This window comes from Clavibacter tessellarius, assembly GCF_001618005.1.
Taxonomy (GTDB): domain Bacteria; phylum Actinomycetota; class Actinomycetes; order Actinomycetales; family Microbacteriaceae; genus Clavibacter; species Clavibacter tessellarius_A.
In genome coordinates, this window is sequence record NZ_LQXA01000048.1 from 24,200 (window position 1) to 45,071 (window position 20,872).

19 protein-coding genes are annotated in these 20,872 nt (G+C 74.4%); 11 read left to right on the forward strand and 8 right to left on the reverse strand.

Features of this window, described 5'->3' with window-relative positions; genetic code table 11:
- Positions 1–37: 37 nt before the first annotated feature.
- Positions 38–994 carry a prephenate dehydratase gene (gene pheA, locus AWH51_RS12975; protein ID WP_063072482.1) on the reverse strand — a complete coding sequence of 319 codons (957 nt, stop codon included), beginning with the start codon at positions 992–994 and terminating at the stop codon, positions 38–40.
- Between the two features lie 49 nt (positions 995–1,043).
- Between pheA and pgm the strand changes: the two genes are divergently transcribed.
- Positions 1,044–2,684, forward strand: coding sequence for a phosphoglucomutase (alpha-D-glucose-1,6-bisphosphate-dependent) (gene pgm, locus AWH51_RS12980; protein ID WP_063072483.1), 1,641 nt, complete (start codon positions 1,044–1,046; stop codon positions 2,682–2,684).
- An 80-nt stretch (positions 2,685–2,764) separates the two neighbouring features.
- A complete protein-coding gene (locus AWH51_RS12985; RefSeq protein ID WP_063072484.1) occupies positions 2,765–3,262 on the forward strand; it encodes a DUF2809 domain-containing protein in 498 nt (165 codons plus the stop codon).
- Here the strand turns inward: AWH51_RS12985 and AWH51_RS12990 are convergent.
- Positions 3,259–4,149 carry an amidase domain-containing protein gene (locus AWH51_RS12990; protein WP_063072485.1) on the reverse strand — a complete coding sequence of 297 codons (891 nt, stop codon included), beginning with the start codon at positions 4,147–4,149 and terminating at the stop codon, positions 3,259–3,261. The two genes, AWH51_RS12985 and AWH51_RS12990, sit on opposite strands and share 4 nt — an antisense overlap.
- A gap of 277 nt (positions 4,150–4,426) precedes the next feature.
- On the reverse strand, positions 4,427–4,849 hold the full coding sequence (locus tag AWH51_RS16090) for a hypothetical protein (protein WP_131798140.1): 423 nt from the start codon (positions 4,847–4,849) through the stop codon (positions 4,427–4,429).
- Between the two features lie 10 nt (positions 4,850–4,859).
- Here AWH51_RS16090 and AWH51_RS16585 point away from each other — a divergent pair, with 10 nt between their 5' ends.
- Positions 4,860–4,988: a hypothetical protein gene (locus AWH51_RS16585; protein WP_302621246.1), complete on the forward strand. Its 129-nt coding sequence runs from the start codon at positions 4,860–4,862 to the stop codon at positions 4,986–4,988.
- A 63-nt stretch (positions 4,989–5,051) separates the two neighbouring features.
- On the forward strand, positions 5,052–5,336 hold the full coding sequence (locus tag AWH51_RS13000) for a GNAT family N-acetyltransferase (RefSeq protein ID WP_063072487.1): 285 nt from the start codon (positions 5,052–5,054) through the stop codon (positions 5,334–5,336).
- 277 nt (positions 5,337–5,613) lie between these two features.
- Here AWH51_RS13000 and AWH51_RS13005 read toward each other — a convergent pair whose 3' ends face one another.
- The gene (locus tag AWH51_RS13005; RefSeq protein ID WP_063072488.1) at positions 5,614–6,663 is read right to left on the reverse strand and encodes a lipoate--protein ligase family protein; all 1,050 of its coding nucleotides are present in this window, start codon (positions 6,661–6,663) and stop codon (positions 5,614–5,616) included.
- Positions 6,664–6,740: 77 nt separating this feature from the next.
- Here AWH51_RS13005 and AWH51_RS13010 point away from each other — a divergent pair, with 77 nt between their 5' ends.
- The 3 genes from AWH51_RS13010 (at position 6,741) to AWH51_RS13020 (ending at position 10,591) form a co-directional block, all read left to right on the forward strand.
- Entirely contained in the window at positions 6,741–7,421 is a 681-nt protein-coding gene (locus tag AWH51_RS13010) for a Pr6Pr family membrane protein (RefSeq protein ID WP_063072489.1), read from the forward strand.
- A 63-nt stretch (positions 7,422–7,484) separates the two neighbouring features.
- Positions 7,485–8,117 carry an alpha-ketoglutarate-dependent dioxygenase AlkB gene (locus AWH51_RS13015; protein WP_063072490.1) on the forward strand — a complete coding sequence of 211 codons (633 nt, stop codon included), beginning with the start codon at positions 7,485–7,487 and terminating at the stop codon, positions 8,115–8,117.
- Positions 8,118–8,413: 296 nt separating this feature from the next.
- Positions 8,414–10,591 (forward strand): phosphocholine-specific phospholipase C, encoded by a 2,178-nt coding sequence (locus AWH51_RS13020; protein ID WP_063072491.1) that lies wholly within the window; start codon positions 8,414–8,416, stop codon positions 10,589–10,591.
- 65 nt (positions 10,592–10,656) lie between these two features.
- Here the strand turns inward: AWH51_RS13020 and AWH51_RS13025 are convergent, their stop codons facing one another.
- Positions 10,657–11,385 (reverse strand): helix-turn-helix domain-containing protein, encoded by a 729-nt coding sequence (locus AWH51_RS13025; RefSeq protein WP_063072492.1) that lies wholly within the window; start codon positions 11,383–11,385, stop codon positions 10,657–10,659.
- 211 nt (positions 11,386–11,596) lie between these two features.
- Between AWH51_RS13025 and AWH51_RS13030 the strand changes: the two genes are divergently transcribed.
- The 3 genes from AWH51_RS13030 (at position 11,597) to AWH51_RS13040 (ending at position 17,544) form a co-directional block, all read left to right on the forward strand.
- Positions 11,597–13,606: a S53 family peptidase gene (locus AWH51_RS13030; protein ID WP_254654580.1), complete on the forward strand. Its 2,010-nt coding sequence runs from the start codon at positions 11,597–11,599 to the stop codon at positions 13,604–13,606.
- A complete protein-coding gene (locus AWH51_RS13035; RefSeq protein WP_063072493.1) occupies positions 13,603–16,395 on the forward strand; it encodes a hypothetical protein in 2,793 nt (930 codons plus the stop codon). The genes AWH51_RS13030 and AWH51_RS13035 overlap by 4 nt, the downstream gene beginning before the upstream one ends.
- 342 nt (positions 16,396–16,737) lie before the next feature.
- The gene (locus tag AWH51_RS13040; RefSeq protein WP_063072494.1) at positions 16,738–17,544 is read left to right on the forward strand and encodes a hypothetical protein; all 807 of its coding nucleotides are present in this window, start codon (positions 16,738–16,740) and stop codon (positions 17,542–17,544) included.
- Positions 17,545–17,709: 165 nt separating this feature from the next.
- Here AWH51_RS13040 and AWH51_RS13045 read toward each other — a convergent pair whose 3' ends face one another.
- Entirely contained in the window at positions 17,710–18,411 is a 702-nt protein-coding gene (locus AWH51_RS13045) for a TetR/AcrR family transcriptional regulator (protein WP_081235121.1), read from the reverse strand.
- A gap of 348 nt (positions 18,412–18,759) precedes the next feature.
- Here AWH51_RS13045 and AWH51_RS13050 point away from each other — a divergent pair, with 348 nt between their 5' ends.
- Positions 18,760–19,371 carry a hypothetical protein gene (locus AWH51_RS13050; RefSeq protein WP_063072496.1) on the forward strand — a complete coding sequence of 204 codons (612 nt, stop codon included), beginning with the start codon at positions 18,760–18,762 and terminating at the stop codon, positions 19,369–19,371.
- A 94-nt stretch (positions 19,372–19,465) separates the two neighbouring features.
- Here the strand turns inward: AWH51_RS13050 and AWH51_RS13055 are convergent, their stop codons facing one another.
- Complete coding sequence (locus AWH51_RS13055; RefSeq protein ID WP_063072497.1) at positions 19,466–19,960, reverse strand: GNAT family N-acetyltransferase; 495 nt, start codon at positions 19,958–19,960, stop codon at positions 19,466–19,468.
- Entirely contained in the window at positions 19,957–20,853 is an 897-nt protein-coding gene (locus AWH51_RS13060; RefSeq protein WP_063072498.1) for an alpha/beta fold hydrolase, read from the reverse strand. The genes AWH51_RS13055 and AWH51_RS13060 overlap by 4 nt, the downstream gene beginning before the upstream one ends.
- Positions 20,854–20,872 lie beyond the last annotated feature (19 nt).

Sequence of the window (20,872 nt, forward strand, 5' to 3'; positions counted from 1 at the left end):
ACGAAGCGGCCCGGGCGCGTCGGGGCGCGTCGACCGGTCAGGCGCCCGCGCCCGGCTCGGCCGAGAGGATGCCCCGCAGCCAGTCGCGCGCCTCGAGGAACACGTCGTCCTCGTACCGGGCGCGGTACCTGCTCCGCGCGCCGTCGGCCCGCGGATACGAGCCCAGGAACGTGACCCGCGGGCTGAAGCGGCGGATCCCGAGCAGGGCGTCGGCCACGCGCTCGTCGTGCACGTGCCCCTCCGCGTCGATGACGAAGCGGTAGCGCCCGAGCTCGTCGCCGATGGGCCGCGACTGGATGAGCGTGAGGTTCACGCCGCGGGTCGCGAACTGCTCGAGGAGGTCGAGCAGGGATCCGGCGCGGTCGTCGGGCAGCTCGACGATGAGGCTCGTCTTGTCGGCGCCCGTGCGCGGCGGCAGCGTGGTGGCGCGGCCGACGAGCACGAAGCGCGTGACCGCATTCGGATTGTCGCCGACGCCGCGGGCGACCGCCTCGAGCGGCCGGCCCTCCGTGATCCGCGGCGGCGCGATAGCCGCGTCCGCGGTGCCGCCGTCCAGCAGGGACAGGGCCGCCGCGACGTTCGAGGTCGCCGGCACGTGCCCGTGCCTCGGCAGCTCGCGCTCGAGGAAGCGGCGGCACTGGCCGTAGGCGACCGGATGGGCGGCCACGGTGCGCACGTCGGCGAGCGCCGTGCCCGGCCGCACCACGAGGTCGAAGGACACCGGCACGAGGTGCTCGCTGAGGATCCGGAGGCCCGGGACGTTCGCGAGCGCGTCCTGCGTGGCCGTCACCCCGCCCTCCACGGAGTTCTCGATGGCGATCATGGCGGCGACCGAGGTGCCGGACACCACGTCGGCGAGGGCCTCGGAGGCGTTGTTGACCGCGCGCCAGGTGCGGCCGCGGGCGGCCTCGACCTGCATGAGCGCGGCCTCCGTGAAGGTGCCGGACGGGCCGAGGTAGCTGTAGGTCTCGTCGGGTCGCGGGGTCTCGGCCATGCCTGCACCCTAGATGGGAATGGGCGGGCCCCGGTGCCAGGATGGGAGCATGCATGACCGCGCAGGCACAGTCGCCCTCCCGTCCGACCTCGTCGACCTCGACGAGCTGATCCGGGCGTACCACGACCTCCACCCCGACGTGGAGGACCCGGAGCAGAAGGTGGCGTTCGGCACGAGCGGCCACCGCGGCAGCTCCCTGAAGACCGCGTTCAACGAGGACCACATCCTCGCGATCACGCAGGCGATCGTGGAGTACCGGGCCGAGCAGGGCATCACCGGGCCGCTGTTCATTGGCCGCGACACCCACGGGCTCTCGAAGCCCGCCGAGGACACCGCGCTCGAGGTGCTCGTCGCCAACGGCGTGCGCGTGCTCGCCGACTCCCGCGACTCCTGGTGCCCGACCCCCGCCCTCTCGCACGCGATCCTCCGCTGGAACCGCGACGACGCACACGGCGACGACGACGTGGCCGACGGCATCGTCGTGACCCCCAGCCACAACCCGCCGGCCGACGGCGGCTTCAAGTACAACCCGCCGCACGGCGGCCCGGCGGACTCCGACGCCACCGGCTGGATCGCGTCGCGCGCCAACGCGATCATCGCGGGCGGGCTCGTGGACGTGAAGCGCGTCCCGCTCGAGGAGGCCCGCGGCCGCATCGAGGGCTACGACTTCCTCGGCCACTACGTGGACGACCTCGGCTCCATCATCGACATGGAGGCCATCCGGAAGGCGGGCGTGCGCATCGGCGCGGATCCCCTCGGCGGCGCGTCCGTCGAGTACTGGGCCGCCATCGGCGAGCGCCACGGCCTCGACCTCGAGGTCGTGAACCCGGAGGTGGATCCCGCCTGGGCCTTCATGACGCTCGACTGGGACGGCAAGATCCGCATGGACCCGTCCTCCTCCTCCGCCATGGCGAGCGTGCTCGCGCGCAAGGACGACTTCGACATCCTCACGGGCAACGACGCCGACGCCGACCGGCACGGCATCGTCACGCCGGACGCCGGGCTCATGAACCCGAACCACTACCTCGCGGTCGCCATCGACTACCTGTACGCGCACCGTCCCGAGTGGCGCGCGGATGCCGCGATCGGCAAGACGCTCGTCTCCTCCAGCGTGATCGACCGGGTGGCCGAGTCGCTCGGCCGCCGCCTCTGGGAGGTGCCGGTCGGCTTCAAGTGGTTCGTGCCCGGCCTCATCGACGGATCCGTCGGCTTCGGCGGCGAGGAGTCCGCGGGCGCGAGCTTCCTCCGCATGGACGGGACCGTCTGGACCACGGACAAGGACGGGATCCTGCTGGCGCTCCTCGCCGCCGAGATCGTGGCGGTCACCGGCAAGACGCCGAGCGTGCTCTACCGCAAGCTGACGGAGCGCTTCGGCGACCCGGTCTACGAGCGCGTCGACGCCGCGGCCACGAAGGCGCAGAAGGCGACCCTGGGCAAGCTCGACGGCGACGCCATCACGGCCACCGAGGTCGCGGGCGACCCGATCACCGCGAAGCTGAGCACCGCGCCCGGCAACGGCGCCGCGGTCGGCGGCGTCAAGGTCGTCACCGGGAACGCGTGGTTCGCGGCGCGCCCGAGCGGCACCGAGGACGTCTACAAGATCTACGCCGAGTCGTTCGTGGGCCTCGACCACCTGCACGCGGTGCAGGCGGAGGCCAAGCGGATCGTCGACGCGGCGCTCGGCGCCTAGCGGCTCGACGCGGGATCGACCGGGCGATGCGCAGCCGCCGCGATGGGAGGCTTCGCATCCACGATGCCTACGCTGGGGGAATGCGCCATTCCGGGGATGTGGATGCGTTCGTCTGGGACGAGCCGTCGATGCGCCCCGGCGACGGTGCGGCCGGCGCGACCCCGGTCGTCGACCGGCACATGCGGCTCCCCGACGGCCACGCGCGCCGGCGGGTCGTGGCGCTCGCGGGGCTGCTCGCCGTCGTGGTCGCCGGCATGGTCGTCACCCACAGCGACGGCCGCGGGCTGTGGCCCGACATCTTCTACGCGGCGGCCTTCCACCTCGCGCTCATCGCGGCGCTCCCCCGCGTGGACACGGTCGTGCACGGCGCCGCCGTGCTCGTGTGGTGCACCGGGATCGAGCTCCTGCAGATCACCGGGTGGCCCGCGCTGTGGGCGCTGCACGTGCCCCTCTGCCGACTGCTGCTCGGCACCGGGTACGACCCCGTCGACCTCGGGGCCTACGCGCTCGGCGTGCTGCTGGTGCTCGCGGTCGACCGCCTGCTGCGCATCGGCCGCGGGCTCGACGACCCGACCTAGGCCACGCTCCAGAAGTGCACCTGGGCGCCGGGGTGCTCGGTGGTGATGGCGGCGTCGAGGTCGCGGTAGTCGTTGTCGAGGTTGTGGCCGACCATCTTCACGATGTTCCCGCCGGCCTTGGGCTCGATGGCCGAGACGATCTGGGTGTGATCGGGCGAGGAGTTGCGGTTCCAGTCGAAGATGACGATGTCGCCGACCTTCAGCTTGTCGCGGTCCGCGAGCTCGAGGCGCGTGATGCCGAGCGTGGACGCGTTCGAGGTGAGCCACTTGTCGAAGGTGGGCACGTGGATCCACGGGTAGGTCCAGTCGGACCCGCCGCCGCGGTTGTGCCACTCCGTCGTCATCTCCCAGCCGCGCTGGATGAGCGTCTGGCTCACGAAGTTCACGCAGTCGCCGCCGGACGGGTTGAAGTTGCCGTACTCCTTGAGGTTGTAGGAGTCCCAGTGCGCGAGCGCGTACTGGAGCTGCTTGTCGACCGGGGTCTGCGCGGCGTACGCGGCGGTCGCCGTCGTGAGCGCGGCGTCGCCCGCCATGACCTGGATCTCGGCGGACCGGTCCTCGTAGTCGGCGGAGCGGGGCGCCACGACCGTGACGGATCCGTCGCCCGCCACCTTGAGGTCGGTGCCCGCTGTGCCCGCGAACATGACGGCGGTCGCGGCGGAGAGGCCGGCGCCGGCGAGCGTGACGGTCTGGCCGCCCGAGACGGAGAGCGTGGCCGGTTCGACGGAGGAGACGGCGGGCGCGGATCCCGACGCGGCGGGCTGGCCGTCGGCGCCGAGAACGGCGCGCGGTTCGGGCTCCTGGCGGGTGCAGGCGGCGAGGGCGGCGGTCACGGGGACCGCGAGCGCGGCGGCGAGGATGCTGCGGCGGCGGATGTCGGCGGTCACGAGCTGCTCCGGGAGGTAGAAGGGGTGCGCCGGGATGCCGGGCGCGACCAGGGTACCCCGCGACCCCGTGCGTCCCCCGGACGGCGCGACGAGGGCCGCCCGAGAGGGAGCACGCGCGGCCCCGGGCGCGAGGACGCCCGAGTGGCCAGTCGATCGACTTGTGGAGAATCGGATGCCTTCCACTCCCCGAGAACCATCCTCATGGAAGCGGCGACCGACGCCGCGTGCACCGCCACGAAGGACATCCACCGAGGAGGCACCGATGACACGCATCACCTCAGCACCATCTCGCACCAGGAACGACCGCGGACGGATCGGACGCGCGCACCAGCACGTCGCCGCGCTCGCCATCGCCATCACCACGGCACTCGCCGTGGTGATCGGCTGCTCCATGCCGGCCCAGGCAGCCGAGAGCCACCCCCGCCAGCGCGGCCGCGACCGCGCACGTCACGGCTGCCGAGGCCCGAGCGGGAGCGGCCATCACCGCCACCGCGGCCGCGGTCACGACGAGCGGCGGCACGAGCACCACGCTCACCCCGACCGACCCGGGCGTGAAGGACCCGCACGCGCTCGGCGCGAGCGCGAAGTCGGCCGGCTGGGACAGGCACGGACCGTGGGTCGACATCAGCAAGGACGCGTGGCCGATCATCACCGCCAGCGGGGGCGCCGGCGCCACGGTCAGGTTCTGCGCGATCGCCAAGATCGGCCCCTTGCTCTGCTTCCTCGGCGTGATCGCGATCGCCGCCGTCACCGAGTGGGTGAAGCACCACCCGCCGTGCCCCGGCGACCAGAAGTTCACGTTCTACTTCGGCGACACGCCCAGCTACTGCCACGACTGATCCACCCCCTGCGATGCGCGTCCCTCCCCCGGAGGGGCGCGCATCCGCGCATAGGGTGGGGTGATGAGCGTCGACGTGACCCACGACCCCGACGGCTCGCGCTACACGCTGTGGCTCGACGGCGAGCGCGCGGGCTTCGCGGACTACCTGATCCAGGGCGACCGCATCGTCTTCACCCACACCGAGATCGACCCCGCGAAGCGGCGGGGCGGCCTCGGGGGCGAGCTGGTGCGGGCCGCCCTCGACGACGTGCGCGGCGGATCACGCACGGTCGTGGCCGCGTGCCCCTTCGTGGCGGAGTGGATCGACGAGCACCCCGACTACCGGGAGCTCCTCGAGCGCGGCTGAGGCGGGTCCGCCGGGCCCGGGCCGGGCTGCCCGCGGGGCGCGTCGCCGCGCCCCGCGAGACCGCTCCGCGATGGGATCGAGCCGTCACGGAGCCGCCCGCGGCAGTCGAGCGCAGCCGCTCGAGGCGGTTCGGTCGTGCCGCTGCCGACGCTCGGCCCCGAGGGGCCGGAAGGCCGACAGCAGGACACTAGGCGTCCCTCGTCCGGGGGAGCGCATCGCGTCGCCGAGCGGACATCCGCGGTTCGCGGGGTGGACAGCGGGCAGCGCGCGACGCCGGTCAGGGGACGCGCGTCAGCCACTCCGGCGTGGAGAACTTCTCCTCCACCAGCTGGCGGGTCTTCGCCCACTCCTCGGGCGTCACCTCGCCGGGCTTGCCGCCGTAGAGGCCGGTGAAGGTGGTCTTCATCCGGTCGATGATGTCGGCGCGGCTCATGCCCGTCTGGCTGCGGAGCGGGTCCACGCGCTTGGCGGCGCTCGTGATGCCCTTGTCGCTGATCTTCTCGCGGCCGATGCGGAGCACCTGCACCATCTTCTCGCCGTCCATGTCATAGCTCATGGTGACGTGGTGGAGCACGGCGCCGGCGCCGAGCCTCTTCTGGGCGGCGCCGCCGATCTTGCCGGTGGGGCTCGTGATGTCGTTGAGCGGCTGGTACGACGCGTCGATCCCGAGGGAGCGGAGCGCGGTGATGACCCACTCGTCGAGGTAGGCGTAGGAGTCCGCGAAGGTCATGCCCTGCACGAGGTCGACGGGCGCGTAGATCGAGTACGTGATGACGGCGCCCGCCTCCATGTACATCGCGCCGCCGCCGGAGACGCGGCGCACGACGTCGAAGCCGTGGGCCGCGGCCTGCTCGGCGTCGACCTCGTTGCGGAGCGACTGGAAGCTGCCGATGACGACGGCCGGCTGATCCCACTCCCAGATGCGGAGCGTCGGGTTCCGGCGACCGGCGCCGACCTCCTCGGCGAGCACCTGGTCGAGCGCCATCTGCTCGACAGGCCGGTAGGCGCGGTCGTGGATGACCTCCCACTCGTAGTCGCCCCAGTTCGTGGCGCGGGCCAGCGACCGGCGGATCGCGACGGCGACGGCCTCGGGCGAGAAGCCGAGCAGCACGGCCTGCGGCGGGAGCGCCCGACGGATGGCGGCGGCGATCGCGGCCGCGTCGCTGTCCTCCGGGAGGCCGTCGACGGCCCGGTCGATGGCCTCGAGCGCGTCGTCGGGCTCGAGGAAGAAGTCGCCCGCGAGGCGGAAGTCCGAGATGCGGCCGTCGGTCACGTCGAGGTCGACCACGACGAGCTTGCCGCCGGGGACCTTGTACTCACCATGCATCCCGCCAGCCTAGGCCGCGGCGGACCCGGCGCTCGGCCCGGGACCGCCGCGGGCACGCCGATGTGGGACGGTGGGACGTGCGCATCACCTGGGCGGTCGTCCGCCTCCTCACCGCCCTCGCCGTGCTCGTCGCCGTCGTCAGCCAGTACGTCGTGAGCTCGGCCTACTGGCGGAGCGTCGGCGTCGAGGGGATCGGGGGGAAGACGCTCGACTTCCTCCTCTACTTCACGATCGAGTCGAACCTGCTCGCGGGCGTCGTGATGGCGGTGGGCGCCGTGCGGCTGCTGCGTCGCGCGCCCCTGCCCGGTCGCGGCTGGACCGCGCTCCGGCTCGTCGCGACGACGTGCATGGTGACCACCGGGGTCGTCTACAACCTGCTGCTGCGCGGGCTGCCCACGATCCCCGGCGCCTCGCTGCCGTGGTCGAACGAGGTGCTGCACGTGGTGGTGCCCGCGCTGGTGCTGCTCGACTGGCTGCTCGCGCCGGATCGGCGGCCGCTCGGCTACGGCGCGGTCGGCCGGGTCGTGGTCTTCCCGCTCGTCTGGGTCGGCGTCACGCTCGCCCGGGGGCCGTTCACCGGCAACGAGGTGACGGGCGCGGCGACGTACTACCCGTACCCGTTCCTGGATCCCGCCACGGGCGCGGGCGGCTACGGCACCGTGGCCGTCTGGGTCGTCGTGATCGCGGCGTTCATCTGCGGGCTGGCGCTGCTGCTGATCGCCGCCGGCCGCCGCTCCTCCCCCGCCCGGCCGGCCTGAAGCGCCCCCGCCGGGCTCGGCCGATTCGAACATGCGTTCGAAAAACCGGGCTATGCTCGCGCCATGAGCATCGCGTTCCAGGCCTCCCTCTTCGACGACCTCCGGGCGGAGCCGGCCATCGGCGCGCTGGGCACGGAGGTGGAGCGGCTCGACCTCGGGCAGGGCGCCTGGCTCGACATCCGGCCCGGCTGGGTCACCGACTCGGACGCGCTGTTCGAGCGCCTCGTGGAGGACGTCGAGTGGACGGCCGACACGCGGCTGATGCACGGCCGCATCGTCGAGGTGCCGCGCCTGCTGTCGTGGTTCGGCCCGCGGGCCACGCTGCCCGCGCCCGTGCTGGTCGAGGCGCGCGACGCCCTCAACGACCACTACGGCCGCCCGCCTGGGCAGGTGCTCGAGACCGCCGGGCTCTGCTTCTACCGCACGGGCGACGACAGCGTCGCCTGGCACGGCGACCGGGTGGGGCGCGCCATCGACCGCGACACCATGGTCGCCATCGTGTCGGTCGGCGCGGCGCGCACGCTGTCGCTGCGGCCCAAGGGCGGCGGTGAGGTGCGGCGGTTCCCGCTCGGGCACGGCGACCTCGTCGTCATGGGCGGCAGCGCGCAGCGCACGCACGAGCACGCCATCCTCAAGACGGCCAAGGCCGTGGGGCCGCGCATCAGCATCCAGTTCCGGCCGGTCTGGCCCGTCTAGGGGCACGCCGCCCGACGGCGCCGCGGATCCCGAGACGGGACGCGGCCGCATCGGGAACGCTCCCGCTGTTCAGGAGGTCTTCCGCCGGAAGTCGCGTCGAGCGACCCGCTGTTCCCCTCGGACGGGGAGGATCGCGCCTGGCATCGACGCTCTCGGGCGCGACCCGCCGGGATCCCCCGCGTCGAGCCGAGCACGCGCCCCGCGGAACGCCGCGACGGCGTGCGCCCTCCGCGTCGCCGCTCCGCGGGATCCCCGCCCGCATCGCCCGGCACGATCCAGGAAGAGAGACAGCCACCGTGAGCACCTCCAAGCCCGAAGAGCACGCCCCGGACGTCGACCTCGAGGCCGGCGTCGACGCCGCTCCCCCGCTCGACCCCTCGCGCCCGTACCGCGGCGCCGTCCGCCCGGGCGTCAGCCGCCGAACCGTCCTCATGGGCGGCGCCGCCGCGATCATGGCGGGCGTCGCCGCGGGATCCGTCGCCGGATCCGGCACCGCGAGCGCCACCGCCGCGGCCGCCGCCACCCGTCGCGGGCTCACGCACAGCATCCGCGACGTCGAGCACGTGGTGATCCTCATGCAGGAGAACCGCTCGTTCGACCACTACTTCGGCACGCTCCCGGGCGTCCGCGGCTTCGGCGACAAGCAGGCCGTCGAGCTCCCGGGCGGCGGCACCGTCTTCGCGCAGCCCGACGCGACCCGCCCCGACGGTGGCCGGATGCTGCCCTTCCCGCTCGACTCGTCGCGCTACAACGCGCAGGGCGCCGGCGGCCTCGACCACTCCTGGAAGGGCGGGCACGCGGCCTGGAACAAGGGCGCGTGGGACAACTGGGTCGTCGCCAAGAGCGAGCAGACCATGGGCTACTTCACGAAGGACGACCTCCCCTTCCACCACGCCCTGGCGTCCGCCTTCACGATCGCGGACCACTACCACTGCTCCCTCATCGGACCGACGACGCCGAACCGCCTCTTCCAGTGGACCGGCACGATCGACCCCCGCGGCACGGCCGGCGGCCCCGCCATCGACAACCCGGACGACTACGCGCCGGTCTTCAGCTGGACGACGTACCCCGAGCGCCTGCAGCAGGCCGGGATCAGCTGGAAGACGTACGCGAACGACGAGGTCGGCGACGAGGGCACGCACCCCTACGTGGGCGACTACGGCGACAACCCGCTGTGGCTCTTCCACCGGTACCACGAGGCGCTCGCGTCGTCGGATCCGGCCACGCGCGCGCTCGCGGAGGCCGGCGGCCTGCACGACGGGTGGAAGCCCGACTCCGGCAAGGGCCTCGACGTCACGCACCTCCTCAGCGAGTTCGGGCGCGACGCCGCCGCCGGCACGCTGCCCGCCGTGTCGTACGTGGTCGCGCCCTACGGCTGGAGCGAGCATCCGAAGGCGAGCCCGGACTACGGCGCGCACTACACGAACGCGGTGATCCAGGCGCTCATGAGCAACCCGGACACCTGGGCGCGCACCGTCCTCCTCATCAACTACGACGAGAACGACGGCTACTTCGACCACCAGCTGCCGCCGCTCGCCGAGCCAGGCACGGCCGACGAGTACGTGGACGGGCTGCCCATCGGCTACGGCACGCGCGTGCCGCTGACGGTCGTGTCGCCGTGGAGCCGCGGCGGCTGGGTCGACTCGCAGGTGTTCGACCACACCTCGGTGATCCGCTTCCTCGAGACGTGGACGGGCGTGCACGAGCCCAACATCTCCGACTGGCGGCGCACGATCTCCGGCGACCTCACCTCGTGCTTCGACTTCGCGCACCCCGACTTCTCGATCCCGTCGGCCGCCGAGGTGCTGCCCCTGAGCGCCACGCAGGCGCTCGTCGCCGCCGCCGACGCCGACATGGCGAAGCCGCCGGTGCAGGAGCCCGCCGTGGGCGCGCAGCGGATGCCCGTGCAGGAGGACGGCACCATGCGCCACCGCCCGCTCCCCTACCGGCAGGACGCGGACGTGGCGGTGGACCGGGCGAGCGGCCGGGTCACGATGACGATGCGCAACGGCGGACGGCAGGGCGTCTCCCACCAGGTGTTCCCGAACATCGCGCTGCCGTTCGCGTCGACGCCGTTCACGGTCGCGCCGCGCGGGACGGCGGCGTACACGTGGGACGCATCGGCGCACGCGGGGGCCTACGACTTCAGCCTCTACGGGCCCGACCGGTTCCTGCGCCGCTTCGCCGGCACCGTGGTCGCGGCCGGGAAGGACGACGTGCCCGTGCCCCGGGTCTCGGTCGAGACGATCCCCGGCGGCAAGCCCGTGCTGCGGCTCACGCTCGCGAACGACGGGACGCCCTCGGTGCACTACACGCTGACGGCGAACGACTTCCTCACGCGCGAGCGCCACGAGACCGTGAAGCCGGGCCGGAGCACGACCGTGAACTGGCCGGTGGACGAGTGGGGCTACTACGACGTGGTGGTCACCGCGGGCGACGGCTTCCGGTACCGGTACGCGGGTCGCGTGGAGTAGCGCGGCGACGCACGACGACGCCGGCCGGCCCCGAGGGACCGGCCGGCGTCGTCGTGCGGGCCGCGTCAGGCGCGGGCGCGGTCCTCGTCCACCGTGGCGGCCGGGCGTCCGACGGCGCTCGCGGGGCCGAGGTGCGCCACGGACGGATCCGGGCGGCCCTCCTCCACCCGCTCCGGGTCGAGCGGTCGGGCGGCGCGCACCACGGCGTCGGCGTCGGCGAACCCCAGGTGGGTGAGCAGCGGGACCCAGAGGGCGCGCAGCCGATCCACCTGGTCGCCCGCCGCCGGACGCGGCGACCGGTACGAGAGCACGCCGAACGTGGCGCTGAGCAGCACGTCGACGGTGTGGTCGAGATCCGGGACGGGGAGATCCCGGGCGGCGAGCTCCGCCTCCAGGTGCTCCCGCGTGAAGCGCCACACGTCGAAGCGCCGCTCCACCGCGAGGCCGAGGCGCGGCATGTCCTGCAGGAGGCGGACGGCGCCGGCGGCGACCGGGCAGACCTCCACGGTGCGGCCGGCGGTGAGGAGGAAGACGACGAGGTCGGACAGCGCACCCGAGCCGTCGAGCGCGGCCTCGATGCGGAGCCAGCGGTCCTCCTGATCCTCGACCACGGCGCCCGCGAGGCTCTCCTTGGACGCGAAGAGGTGGTAGCCGATGGCCGACTTGGGCTTCCCCATGGCCTCGGCGACGCGGGAGAACGACGTGCCCTCGTAGCCGTGGGCCGCGAACAGGCCTCCCGCCGCCTCGACGATCTCGCGTCGGGCCCGGGACACCGCCTGCTGCCGTCGATTCATGTCACGCTCCCGTCTGCCCCGGCTCGGGTGGGAGGGAGTCTACGCAGCCGGAGCCGCGGGACGCCGACGCCCCTGTGAACGGGTGCCGCCGGGATCGGCGGCGAGGGCCTCCGGACGCCGCCCTCCACAGGTGGTGAGAACGGTTCTCACGGAGGGATAGCATCCGCACGCGCCCTCGCGCAGACCCCCTTGAATCGAAGCTGGATCCCGCATGCCCTCTCGTCCCTCGTCCCTCCCACCCGTCGAGGCCCGCGGGCCCGCCGAACGCCCGCCCACCGCGGGCCGGATCCTGGCCCTCGCCCGCCGCCGCCCGCTGCCCGCGCGCGCCCGGTCCGTCGCCCTCGGCACGGGCATCGTCGCCCTGGCGGCCGTCGCCGCGCTCGTCGCGACCGCGCTCGCGGGCACCGGATCCGCGTCCGCCGCGTCCGATCCGGCCGCCGAGCGCGCCGCCTCCGGACTCCGCGCGCTCGAGGGCTCCGCGCCCTCGTGGTCCGCCGCCGTCCCCGCCGTCCGACTGGGCGACGCGCCCGCGGACGCGACGGCCGCCTTCACGGTGCTGCTGGATCCGGCCCGACCCGACGCCGCGCCGGCCGTCGCCGCGTGGCTGCGCGACCGCGGCCTCGACGTGGGCGACGCGCGCGGCGAGGTCTCCGCGCTGCCCGTCTCCGGCACGCTCGCGCTCGCGTCGCGGGCCTTCGACACCGGGTTCGCCCGGTTCCGCGTCGGCGGCCGGGAGGTCGTCGCACCGGAGCGGACCCTCACCGTCCCCGCGGCCCTCGACGCCGTGCGCGGCGTCGCCGGCACCGTGCAGGGCGACGTGCTGATGCCGTCCGACGCGGAGTCGGACGCCGCGCTCGCGGCCGACACCGCGGAGGCGCCCGCCGCCGCGACCCCGATCCCCGCGCCGATCCCCGGCCAGGCGTCCGGCGGGTCCCCCGCCTCCTCCGCCGACGACGGCACGTGCGCCGCGTGGTGGGGCCAGCGCCTCACCGACGCGTGGCCCGCATCCGTCGCCGTGGCCCACCGCTCCAACTCGCTGTGCGGCTACGGCCCGGCGCAGCTCCGGCGCGTCGACGACGTGCCCGCCGAGGACCGGGGCGCCGGCGCGACCATCGCGATCGTCGCGGCCTACGACGACCCCGACACGAAGGCCGACACCGACACCTACTCCCGCGCGGTCGGCGAGCCGGTCTTCACGGCCGGCCAGTACCGCGACCACCCGTCCGCCTCGCCGCGCACCGGCATCTGCGGCGGACCCACGGCGTGGACCGACGAGCAGCACCTCGACGTGCAGGCCGTCCACGCGATGGCGCCCGACGCGGCCGTCTCCTACTGGGGCGCCGACGACTGCACGAGCACGAGCCTCTACACGCGGATCCTCGACGCGGCGGAGGACGGGCCCGACGTGATCAGCCTGTCCTTCGGCGCGATGGAGGGCCTCGACACGGCCGACGACCGCGAGCTCCTCAACCGCGTGCTCGTGGAGGCGGCGTCGCGCGACGTGTCGGTCTTCGCGTCCACCGGCAACGACGGCGACTACAGCGGCGTCGGCGACCACGGCGGGAACGCCACCGTGGCGTCGCCCGCGTCCAGCCCCTACGTCACGGCGGTCGGCGCGACCAGCACCGGCCTCGCCCAGGACGGCTCGATCGCCGTCGAGGCGGGCTGGGAGACCGAGACCCGCTTCGCGCGCAACGGCGCCCTGATCCCGCCGGGCTTCGCGTTCGGCGCGGGCGGCGGCCAGTCCGCGGTGTACGCGCGACCCACCTGGCAGGCCGACCGGCTCGCGGTGGCGGGCACCGGCAGGCTGCTGCCGGACGTGGCCTCGCTCGGCGACCCGGACACGGGCTTCATCACCTACGGCCCGCATCAGGGCCGCACCGAGTACGCGGCGCACGGCGGCACGAGCCTCGCGACGCCGATGGTCGCCTCCATGGTCGCGATCTCCAAGGCCGTCACCGGCCGGCGCTTCGGCCTCGCGAGCCCCGCGCTCTACGCGCTGATGGGCACGGGCGCGCTGCGCGACGTGCAGCCCGCGTCCGCCGCCACGTGGTCCCCGAAGGGGCCGTCGGCGGGAGCGCTGTGGCCCGAGACGCTCTTCCTGTGGGACACCGGGAGGCAGGGGCTCCGCTCCGCGCCCGGCTGGGACGACGTGACCGGGGCCGGCGTGCCCGCGGGCCGCGCGTTCATCGACGGCCTCGGCGCGGAGGCGGGACGATGAGCCGGGCTGCGGTCCGGGCCTCGCTCCCGACGACGCGGCGGCTCGGCGCGCGCGGATCCCTCGGGATCCTCGGCGCGACCGGCGCCACCGCCCTCGCGGCGCTCCTCGCCCTCGGCGGGCTCGCGCCCCTGGCGGCGCACGCGGCCGACCTCGTGCTCGCGCGCGCCTCGGGCGTGGAGGTCATCGACATCGACGGCGACACGCTCACGGCGCCGACACCGCTCGCCGAGTGGTCGGCGGGCCAGGCGGTGACGCGGGAGGCCGCATCCACCGGCGACGTGATGAAGCTCAACACGACGCAGACGACCGGGCTCCGCTCCACGGCCGGCCCCACGGGCGCGTCCAGCAGCATCGCGAGCGGCCGGTTCCAGCTCCGCGACCGGCCGGCGATCGTCTTCTCCGGCCTCACCGTGTCGTGCACGCCCGGCGGCACGCCCGCCGTGCACCTCGACCGGCTGACGATCGGCGGCGCGGACGTGACCGCCGAGGCGGACGCGACGCCCGGCTGGTCGCGCGACCTGCCGGCGTCGGTCTACGGCGCGACCCGCGTCATCGTGGGATCCACCGCGAAGGGCGACGACGGGTCCGCGACCACGCTCGGCATCGACGTGGAGGCGGAGGGCGGGGCCTCGGAGATCTGGCGCGTGCGCGCCGGATCCGTGACGTGCCAGGCGGCCGCCGCCGTGCCCGTCCCGACGCCGTCGGCCTCGCCGACGCCCGCGCCCGCTCCGGCTCCCGACCCGGACCCGACGCCCGCGCCCGGGCCGACCCCGGCGCCGGATCCCGCCCCCGCACCCGCCCCCGGCCGCGTCGCGACGGGCGTCACCGTCACCGCCCCCGACGGCACGCGCGTGATCGACGGGCAGCCGCGCGTCGAGGGCGTCGACCGCAGGTCCACCGCCGACGCGCTCGCCGCGACGGACGGATCCGCCGAGCACGCCTCCTCCACGCGCGTCGAGACCGGCGCGGACGGCACCACCACGATCGGCGTCGGCTCGTTCGAGCAGCTGCCGGGCGCCCCCGGCGACCCGCTCGCCCAGTACCGCTGGACGGCGTTCCGGGTCTACGGGCTCACCGTCACGGTCACGCCCACGGGCGAGGTCGCGACGGAGTTCACGGATCCCGGCAGCGCGGTCTTCGTGGACGGCCGCTGGATCGACACCACCACCGACCTCTACACGGGCGTCGACGAGAAGGGCGCGCCCCGCGTCACCGTCGCGTTCGGCGAGCACGAGACGGCGGCCGACGGCACCGTCACGGTCACCGGCGTGCACTACCGCGACCTCACGGGCGCCCACCCGGACGTCCGCCTCGGCACGGTCGTCGTGCCGCCCGCGGCCGGGCAGGTCGTCGGCGCGTACGGCGTCGGCGTCACGGCGGCCGACGGCACGGCGCTCGTCGCGCCGCAGCCGGCCGCGACCGTTGCCGCGCCGCACGCCACGGCTGCCGCCGTGACCGGCACGGGGACGGATCCCGACACCACGTCGGCCGTCGCCGTCGACCTCGGCACGGGCTCCGCCGCGGGCACCGCCACGGTCGACGTGGGCGGGTTCCGGCAGGTGCCGGGCGCCGCGACGGATCCGCTCGCCGACTACCGCTGGCCGGCCCTCCGGGTCGCCGGCCTCCACGCGGCCGTCTCGGCCGCCGGCGCGATGACCGTGTCGTTCGCGGATCCGGGCAGCGCGGTCTTCGTGAACGGCGTGTGGATCGACACCACCACCGACCTCTACACGGGCGTCGACGAGCACGGCACACCGCGCGTCGAGGTGCGGTTCGGCGAGCGGTCGGTCGCGAAGGACGGCACGGTGACCCTCACCGCGCTGCACTACCGCGACCTCACCGGGCGCTTCCCCGAGGTGCGCCTGGGCGTCGTGACGATGGCGGCGGGCAGCGGGTCGACGCCCGTGCCGGATCCGTCGCCGACGCCCGTCACGATCGTGCCGGACACGGCGCCGGCCGGCTGGTCGGCGTACGGGATCCGGGCGACCGGGCCGAGCGCCGTGGCGGCGACGCCGGTGGCGCGGCCGGACGACGCGGCCGCCGCGGCCCCGGCCGCGCTCAGCGCCTCGGAGGCGACCGCGACCGACCCGGGCGCCACCGCCGGGGACGGCGCCGCGGGGCAGATCCGCGCGACGGGCATCCACCTCGCCTCGAGCGGCGGATCCGGCAGCGCCTCCCTCGACGACGTCGCGCTCTACCCGGGCAGCCGCACGGCGGTCGCGATCCGGGGCCTGCGGGTGCAGGTCGACGGCGGCACCGTGCGCGTCTCGAGCGACGGCGGCAGCATCGCCGGCGCCTCGCTCGCGGCCGGCGACATCGCCCCGGGCACGCGGTTCGCGCTGCCCGACGGCGGATCCGCGGTGCTCGCGGAGGACGTGACCACGGGCGCGTCCCGCACGGTCACGGGTCTCCACCTGGTCGACGCGTCCGGCCTCGTCGCGGACGTGTCCGCGGCCGTGGTCACGACGGCCGCGGTGGCCGACGCCGGCGGCTCGGGGTCGGACCCGGGCGCCGGCAGCGGCTCCGGGACGGGCACGACGCCCGGATCCGGCACCGCCACCGCGGGCACCGCCTCCCCCGGCGCCCTGTCGGCGGACGGCTCCAGCCCGGTCGGCACCTCCGGCGCGAGCTCGGCCGCGAGCCTCCGCGGCTCGCTGCCGCGCACCGGGTCCTCGCCCGCGGCGACGCTCGCCCTCGCGGCGCTGCTGCTGGTCGTCGGATCCGCGGGCGCGCTCGAGGCCCGACGCCGCCGCCGCGCGCCGACGACGAGCCGCCCGACGCGCGCCTGATCGGGTCCGGCCGGACACGCGCTCCGGCCGGACGCCGCGCGCTCCACCCCCGCTCCGCCCTCCCTCCGCCCTCCCTCCGCCCACGCGGAGCGGAGGGCGGAGCCGTGTCCGCACCCGCCGCACGCTGTCGCCGCAGGCCCCGTCCCGCACCGTCGCCGACGATGGAGGAAATGCCTCCGCACATGCGCGGAGAAAGCGTAAGAAATCAGCGGTTATGTACATGGAAATGTGTTAGGAGAAAAAACGGGAATATCTTTCCGACCGGATTCCACTCCGGTCGGCGAGACGAGAGCACGCTGCCCGGCGGGGTCCTCCCACCCACCCGCACATCCGGAGGCAGCGATGTCCAGCACCACCGTCCACCCGTCCACCGGGATGAACCCGTCATCCCCCCACCACCGCCCGCGGCCGATCCGCCGTGGCGTCCTGCTCACTCTCCTCGCGGTCGCGGTCGTCTCCGTGTACTCGACGGGGATCGTGCCGACCGGGATCGTCCCGGCCGATGCCGCGACGCTCGCGTCGTCGGCCACGCACCCCGTCATCGCGCCGGCGATCCCCGCAGCCGTCCGCGCCGGGACCGTCGACCAGGACGTCCGATCCGGGCGCATCACGGTCGACCAGCTCGCCGACGCCGCCGAGGTCAACTCGGGATCCGCGGCCGCGCTGCCCGCCGCCTCCCTGCCCGCCGAGCACGCGCGGCTCGTGACGGAGATCCGCGCGCAGGTCGCCCAGATCCGCCTCGAGCGCCCCGACGCCCAGCCGACGTCGATCGAGCTCGGCGCCGACGCCGCCGGGAGGCTCACGATGGCCGCGGGTGGGCATGGCACCGCCACCCTCGACCCCGCGCACCCCGGCGCGGCCCCCGCCGCGAACCCGCTGGTCGCCTCGGACAGCTGGCGCTCCTTCTGGCACGCCGTCTCGCACCCGCACATCAAGTTCCACATCTCGGCGATCGTCATGAAGACCGCCGTCTCCACCATCGGCGCGCTGACCGCGGGCTCCCTCTGCGCCATCACCGGACCGATCGGATGCGCCTTCGTCGGCGGCTTCATGACCGGGCTCGTCGCGTTCATCCTGGGCACGCGCTGCGGAAACGACGGGATGTGGGTCGTGTTCCCCGACACCCAGTACGACAGCTACTGCGGGTGACGATCCGACGCTGATCCGCGCGCGGCCGCTCGCCGGCCGCGGCACGCCGGCCACGCGGGCCGTCGGAGTCCCCTCCCGGCGGCCCGCGTCGTGCCACATGCGTCACCCGCGCAGCAGCAGCACGTCCGTGGGCGGCTTCGGCCATCGGCCCGCCGGGCGCATCCGTCAGCGCATCGCGACGCGCCGGTCGGCTGATTCGTCGACCAGCTCCCGCTCCACATCGGCCATGATCTCGGGCAGGCGGGCCGAGGTCTGCACCCGACGCACGAGCGCCTCCGCACGAGGGACGCCAGCACCGTTCAGCAGCGACGCCCACAGGGCGCACAGCCGCGAGTCGAGGGGCTCGTGGGGCTGCTTCGCGACGTGGCAGAGCACGAGGCCGCGGGTCGAGTCGAGGAGGAGCTCAGCGAACGATTCGACCTCATCCTCGGAGCCCGGCGACGACGGCAGGTCGGCCGCGAGGCAGTCGCAGACGTACCGGATGCGCTCCACCCCCGTGCGGCCCTCCGCCGGTGCCCCATCCTCGACGTCGAACGCGGGCAGGTCGAGCAGCAGCCGCAGGGCGCCCGCCCGCTCCGGGTGCGACTCGATCCCCCGCATGCGCGAGAGCAGCAGGGAGATGAGGCGCTCCGTCCCCATGGGCAGCCCCGCGCGCTCCAGGGCATCGTCGATCGTCCGCCACCGCATGTCGTCGTCGGTCAGGACGGCCGCGGCCAGCGCGGCCTTCGAGGAGAAGAGGTGGTAGCCGATGGCCGACTTCGGACGATCGATGGCGCGCGCGATGCGTGAGAACGTCGTCCCCGCATAGCCGAATCGCGCGAAGAGGGCCCCCGCCGCCTCCACGATCTCGTGTCGCGACCGCAACATGTCCGCTCGTCGACTGTCCAACTAGCCACCCTCATCCGTACCGGATACGCCCATTCCCATCCGGGAGGGCCGACTTGGACGGTAACAGCGCGCCCATGAGGCGGAGGGGATCCCGGTCAGGCTGGCACTCGCCTGTGCACAACTCCCAGACGATCGTCTGGCAGCACCTAGCGTGCACGTCACACACCGCAACACGACGCACCTCCCGACGGCATGGGCCGCGCCGTCCCCGGACCGGATTCCCTGCACACGCCACGCACCCTCACTCGAACGGAGCTCATCGTGTCGAACGGCCCCGCATCAGGTCCTCGCGATCACATCCGGCGCACCCGCGCCAGCGGCGTGGCCATGGCCGCGACGATGGCTGTCGTCGGCGCCATCCTCGTCGCCCCGGCATCCGCCGAGGCCTCCACCCGACCGTCCTCGATCGAGGTCATCGCCGCCTCGCTGAAGGCCGGCACGATCATCTCCGACATCACGACGCGGAAGGTCACGGTGGATCAGCTCGTCGACGCCGACCTCACCGCCTGGGCGGGCGGTGGATCCTCGGTCACCACCCCGACCCGCGACGAGGTGACGAAGCGGATGACCGCGGAGGTCACGTCGCTCGAGGTCTCGGGCGGCCTCCCGGCGACCCCGGACGTCGACATCACGGCATCCGAGCGGGGGCGCGTCTCGGCGTCGGCCAGCACGGTCGGCTCCTCCCTCTTCTCCTTCCGGCGCTTCGTCAAGCACTGGACGACCATCACCCTCGACGGGCGGATCGCGAAGCTGATCGTCGGAGGCGAGGGCGGCATCGCCGCGGCCTTCATCTGCGCGACCCCCGGAGTCGGCACGCTGATGTGCGGGTTCGCCACCGCCATCATCGGCGTCCTCGTGGGCATCTACGTGTACTACCCGATCTGCAGGGGGAAGAACATCTACATCAAGCTCCCGGACGTGCACAACAGCCACTGCTAGAGCAGCCCCATCGCGGATCCGGTCGGGACGGTGCGCTGAGCATTCGGCGGCCGTGGCGACCGGACACGCACCACCGTCACCCGCGCCACCCGCGTCACCAGCGCAGCAGCAGCACGTCCGATCCGCCCTCGCGCCCGACGACCACGAAGCCGAGCGACTCGTACAGGGCGCGGGCGCGGTCGTTCCCGTCCTCCACGCTGAGGCTCACGGCCGGGGCGCCGGATGCGCGGACCGCGTCGACGAGCGCCACGAGCATCCGCCGCCCGAGGCCCCGGCCGCGCGCGGACGGGACGAGCGCCATGCCGAGCTCGGGGACGTCCGTCGCGACGAAGCCGTAACCGCGGTCGTCGTCGGCGAAGAGGCGCGCCCAGGCGGCGCCGACGGGTTCGCCGTGCCCCTCCGCGACCACGCCCACGTCGCCCGGGCGCGGCCAGCCGGCCACGTAGTGCGCGAGCTCCGGGGCGGCCATCATCCGCTCGCGCGTCATGGAGCCGTCGTCGCGCCAGTCCATCGACGCGAGCAGCATGTCTTCGAGGAACGGGAGGTCGTCGGCGCGGGCCGGGCGGAGGGTCGCGTCGCCGGCGGTCATGCGGGCTCCGCCTCCGCGTCCACGTCCGCGTGGGGCGCCACCCGCGACTCCAGCCAGCTCCGCAGGTCGGTGACCACCTCGTCGCGGTTCGTCTCGTTGTAGATCTCGTGCCGCGCGCCCGGGTAGACGATGAGCAGCACGTCGCTGAGGCGCGAGCGCCGGCTGTAGTCGCGCGCGAGGAGCTGCATGCCGCGGCGTCCGCCGAGCGAGTCCTCCTCGCCGCCCTGGATGAGCACGGGCAGGTCGGTCGCGAGCCTCCGGGGCGGGCGGCCCATGATCTGCACGGAGTCGCGCATCCGGTACGGCTTCAGCGCGTTCACGTCGAAGTTGCGGTCGTCGGCGCCGAACGCGCGCTGCGCCTCCGGGTCCCGCGACAGCCATTCGAAGCCCGACGCCGCCGGGTGCCGCCAGCGCTTGTTCAGGTCGCCCGTGTTGATCACGCCGGGCATCGCGAGGGACGCCCCGCTCAGCACGAGCCCCGCGTAGAGCCCGGACGCGCGCGCGACGATGCGCTGCGCGAGGAGCGCGCCCCAGCTGTGGCCGAGGAGCACGAGCGGGAGGTCGGGGTGCTCGCGCCGGAGCTGCTCGCTCACCAGCTGGATCCCGTCGAGCGCGGCCAGGTGCCGCCGGGGCCCCAGCACGCCGATGCCGAGGTGCCCGAGCCCGGTGGCACCGTGCCCGCGGTGGTCGTCGGCCGCGACCGTGTACCCGGCGGCGTTGAGCTCCCGCGCCAGCCGGATGTAGCGCAGCGCGTGCTCGCCGACGCCGTGCGCGATGTGCACGACGGCCCGCGGGCGCTCCGCCTCCCACACGTAGTAGTGGAGGGTCACGCCCTCCGCGTCCACGATGGTGCGGTGGTCGGCTCCGCCGGTGGGGCGCTCGTCGTCGGGCATGGATCCAGACTAGGTGCGG

Coding starts and splice junctions, on each gene's coding strand:
- pheA (WP_063072482.1), bottom strand. CDS start 994: ATGGCCGAGACCCCGCGACCCGACGAGACCTACAGCTACCTCGGCCCG.
- pgm (WP_063072483.1), top strand. CDS start 1,044: ATGCATGACCGCGCAGGCACAGTCGCCCTCCCGTCCGACCTCGTCGAC.
- AWH51_RS12985 (WP_063072484.1), top strand. CDS start 2,765: ATGCGCCATTCCGGGGATGTGGATGCGTTCGTCTGGGACGAGCCGTCG.
- AWH51_RS13000 (WP_063072487.1), top strand. CDS start 5,052: ATGAGCGTCGACGTGACCCACGACCCCGACGGCTCGCGCTACACGCTG.
- AWH51_RS13005 (WP_063072488.1), bottom strand. CDS start 6,663: ATGCATGGTGAGTACAAGGTCCCCGGCGGCAAGCTCGTCGTGGTCGAC.
- AWH51_RS13015 (WP_063072490.1), top strand. CDS start 7,485: ATGAGCATCGCGTTCCAGGCCTCCCTCTTCGACGACCTCCGGGCGGAG.
- AWH51_RS13025 (WP_063072492.1), bottom strand. CDS start 11,385: ATGAATCGACGGCAGCAGGCGGTGTCCCGGGCCCGACGCGAGATCGTC.
- AWH51_RS13030 (WP_254654580.1), top strand. CDS start 11,597: ATGCCCTCTCGTCCCTCGTCCCTCCCACCCGTCGAGGCCCGCGGGCCC.
- AWH51_RS13035 (WP_063072493.1), top strand. CDS start 13,603: ATGAGCCGGGCTGCGGTCCGGGCCTCGCTCCCGACGACGCGGCGGCTC.
- AWH51_RS13040 (WP_063072494.1), top strand. CDS start 16,738: ATGTCCAGCACCACCGTCCACCCGTCCACCGGGATGAACCCGTCATCC.
- AWH51_RS13045 (WP_081235121.1), bottom strand. CDS start 18,411: ATGTTGCGGTCGCGACACGAGATCGTGGAGGCGGCGGGGGCCCTCTTC.
- AWH51_RS13050 (WP_063072496.1), top strand. CDS start 18,760: ATGGCCGCGACGATGGCTGTCGTCGGCGCCATCCTCGTCGCCCCGGCA.
- AWH51_RS13055 (WP_063072497.1), bottom strand. CDS start 19,960: ATGACCGCCGGCGACGCGACCCTCCGCCCGGCCCGCGCCGACGACCTC.
- AWH51_RS13060 (WP_063072498.1), bottom strand. CDS start 20,853: ATGCCCGACGACGAGCGCCCCACCGGCGGAGCCGACCACCGCACCATC.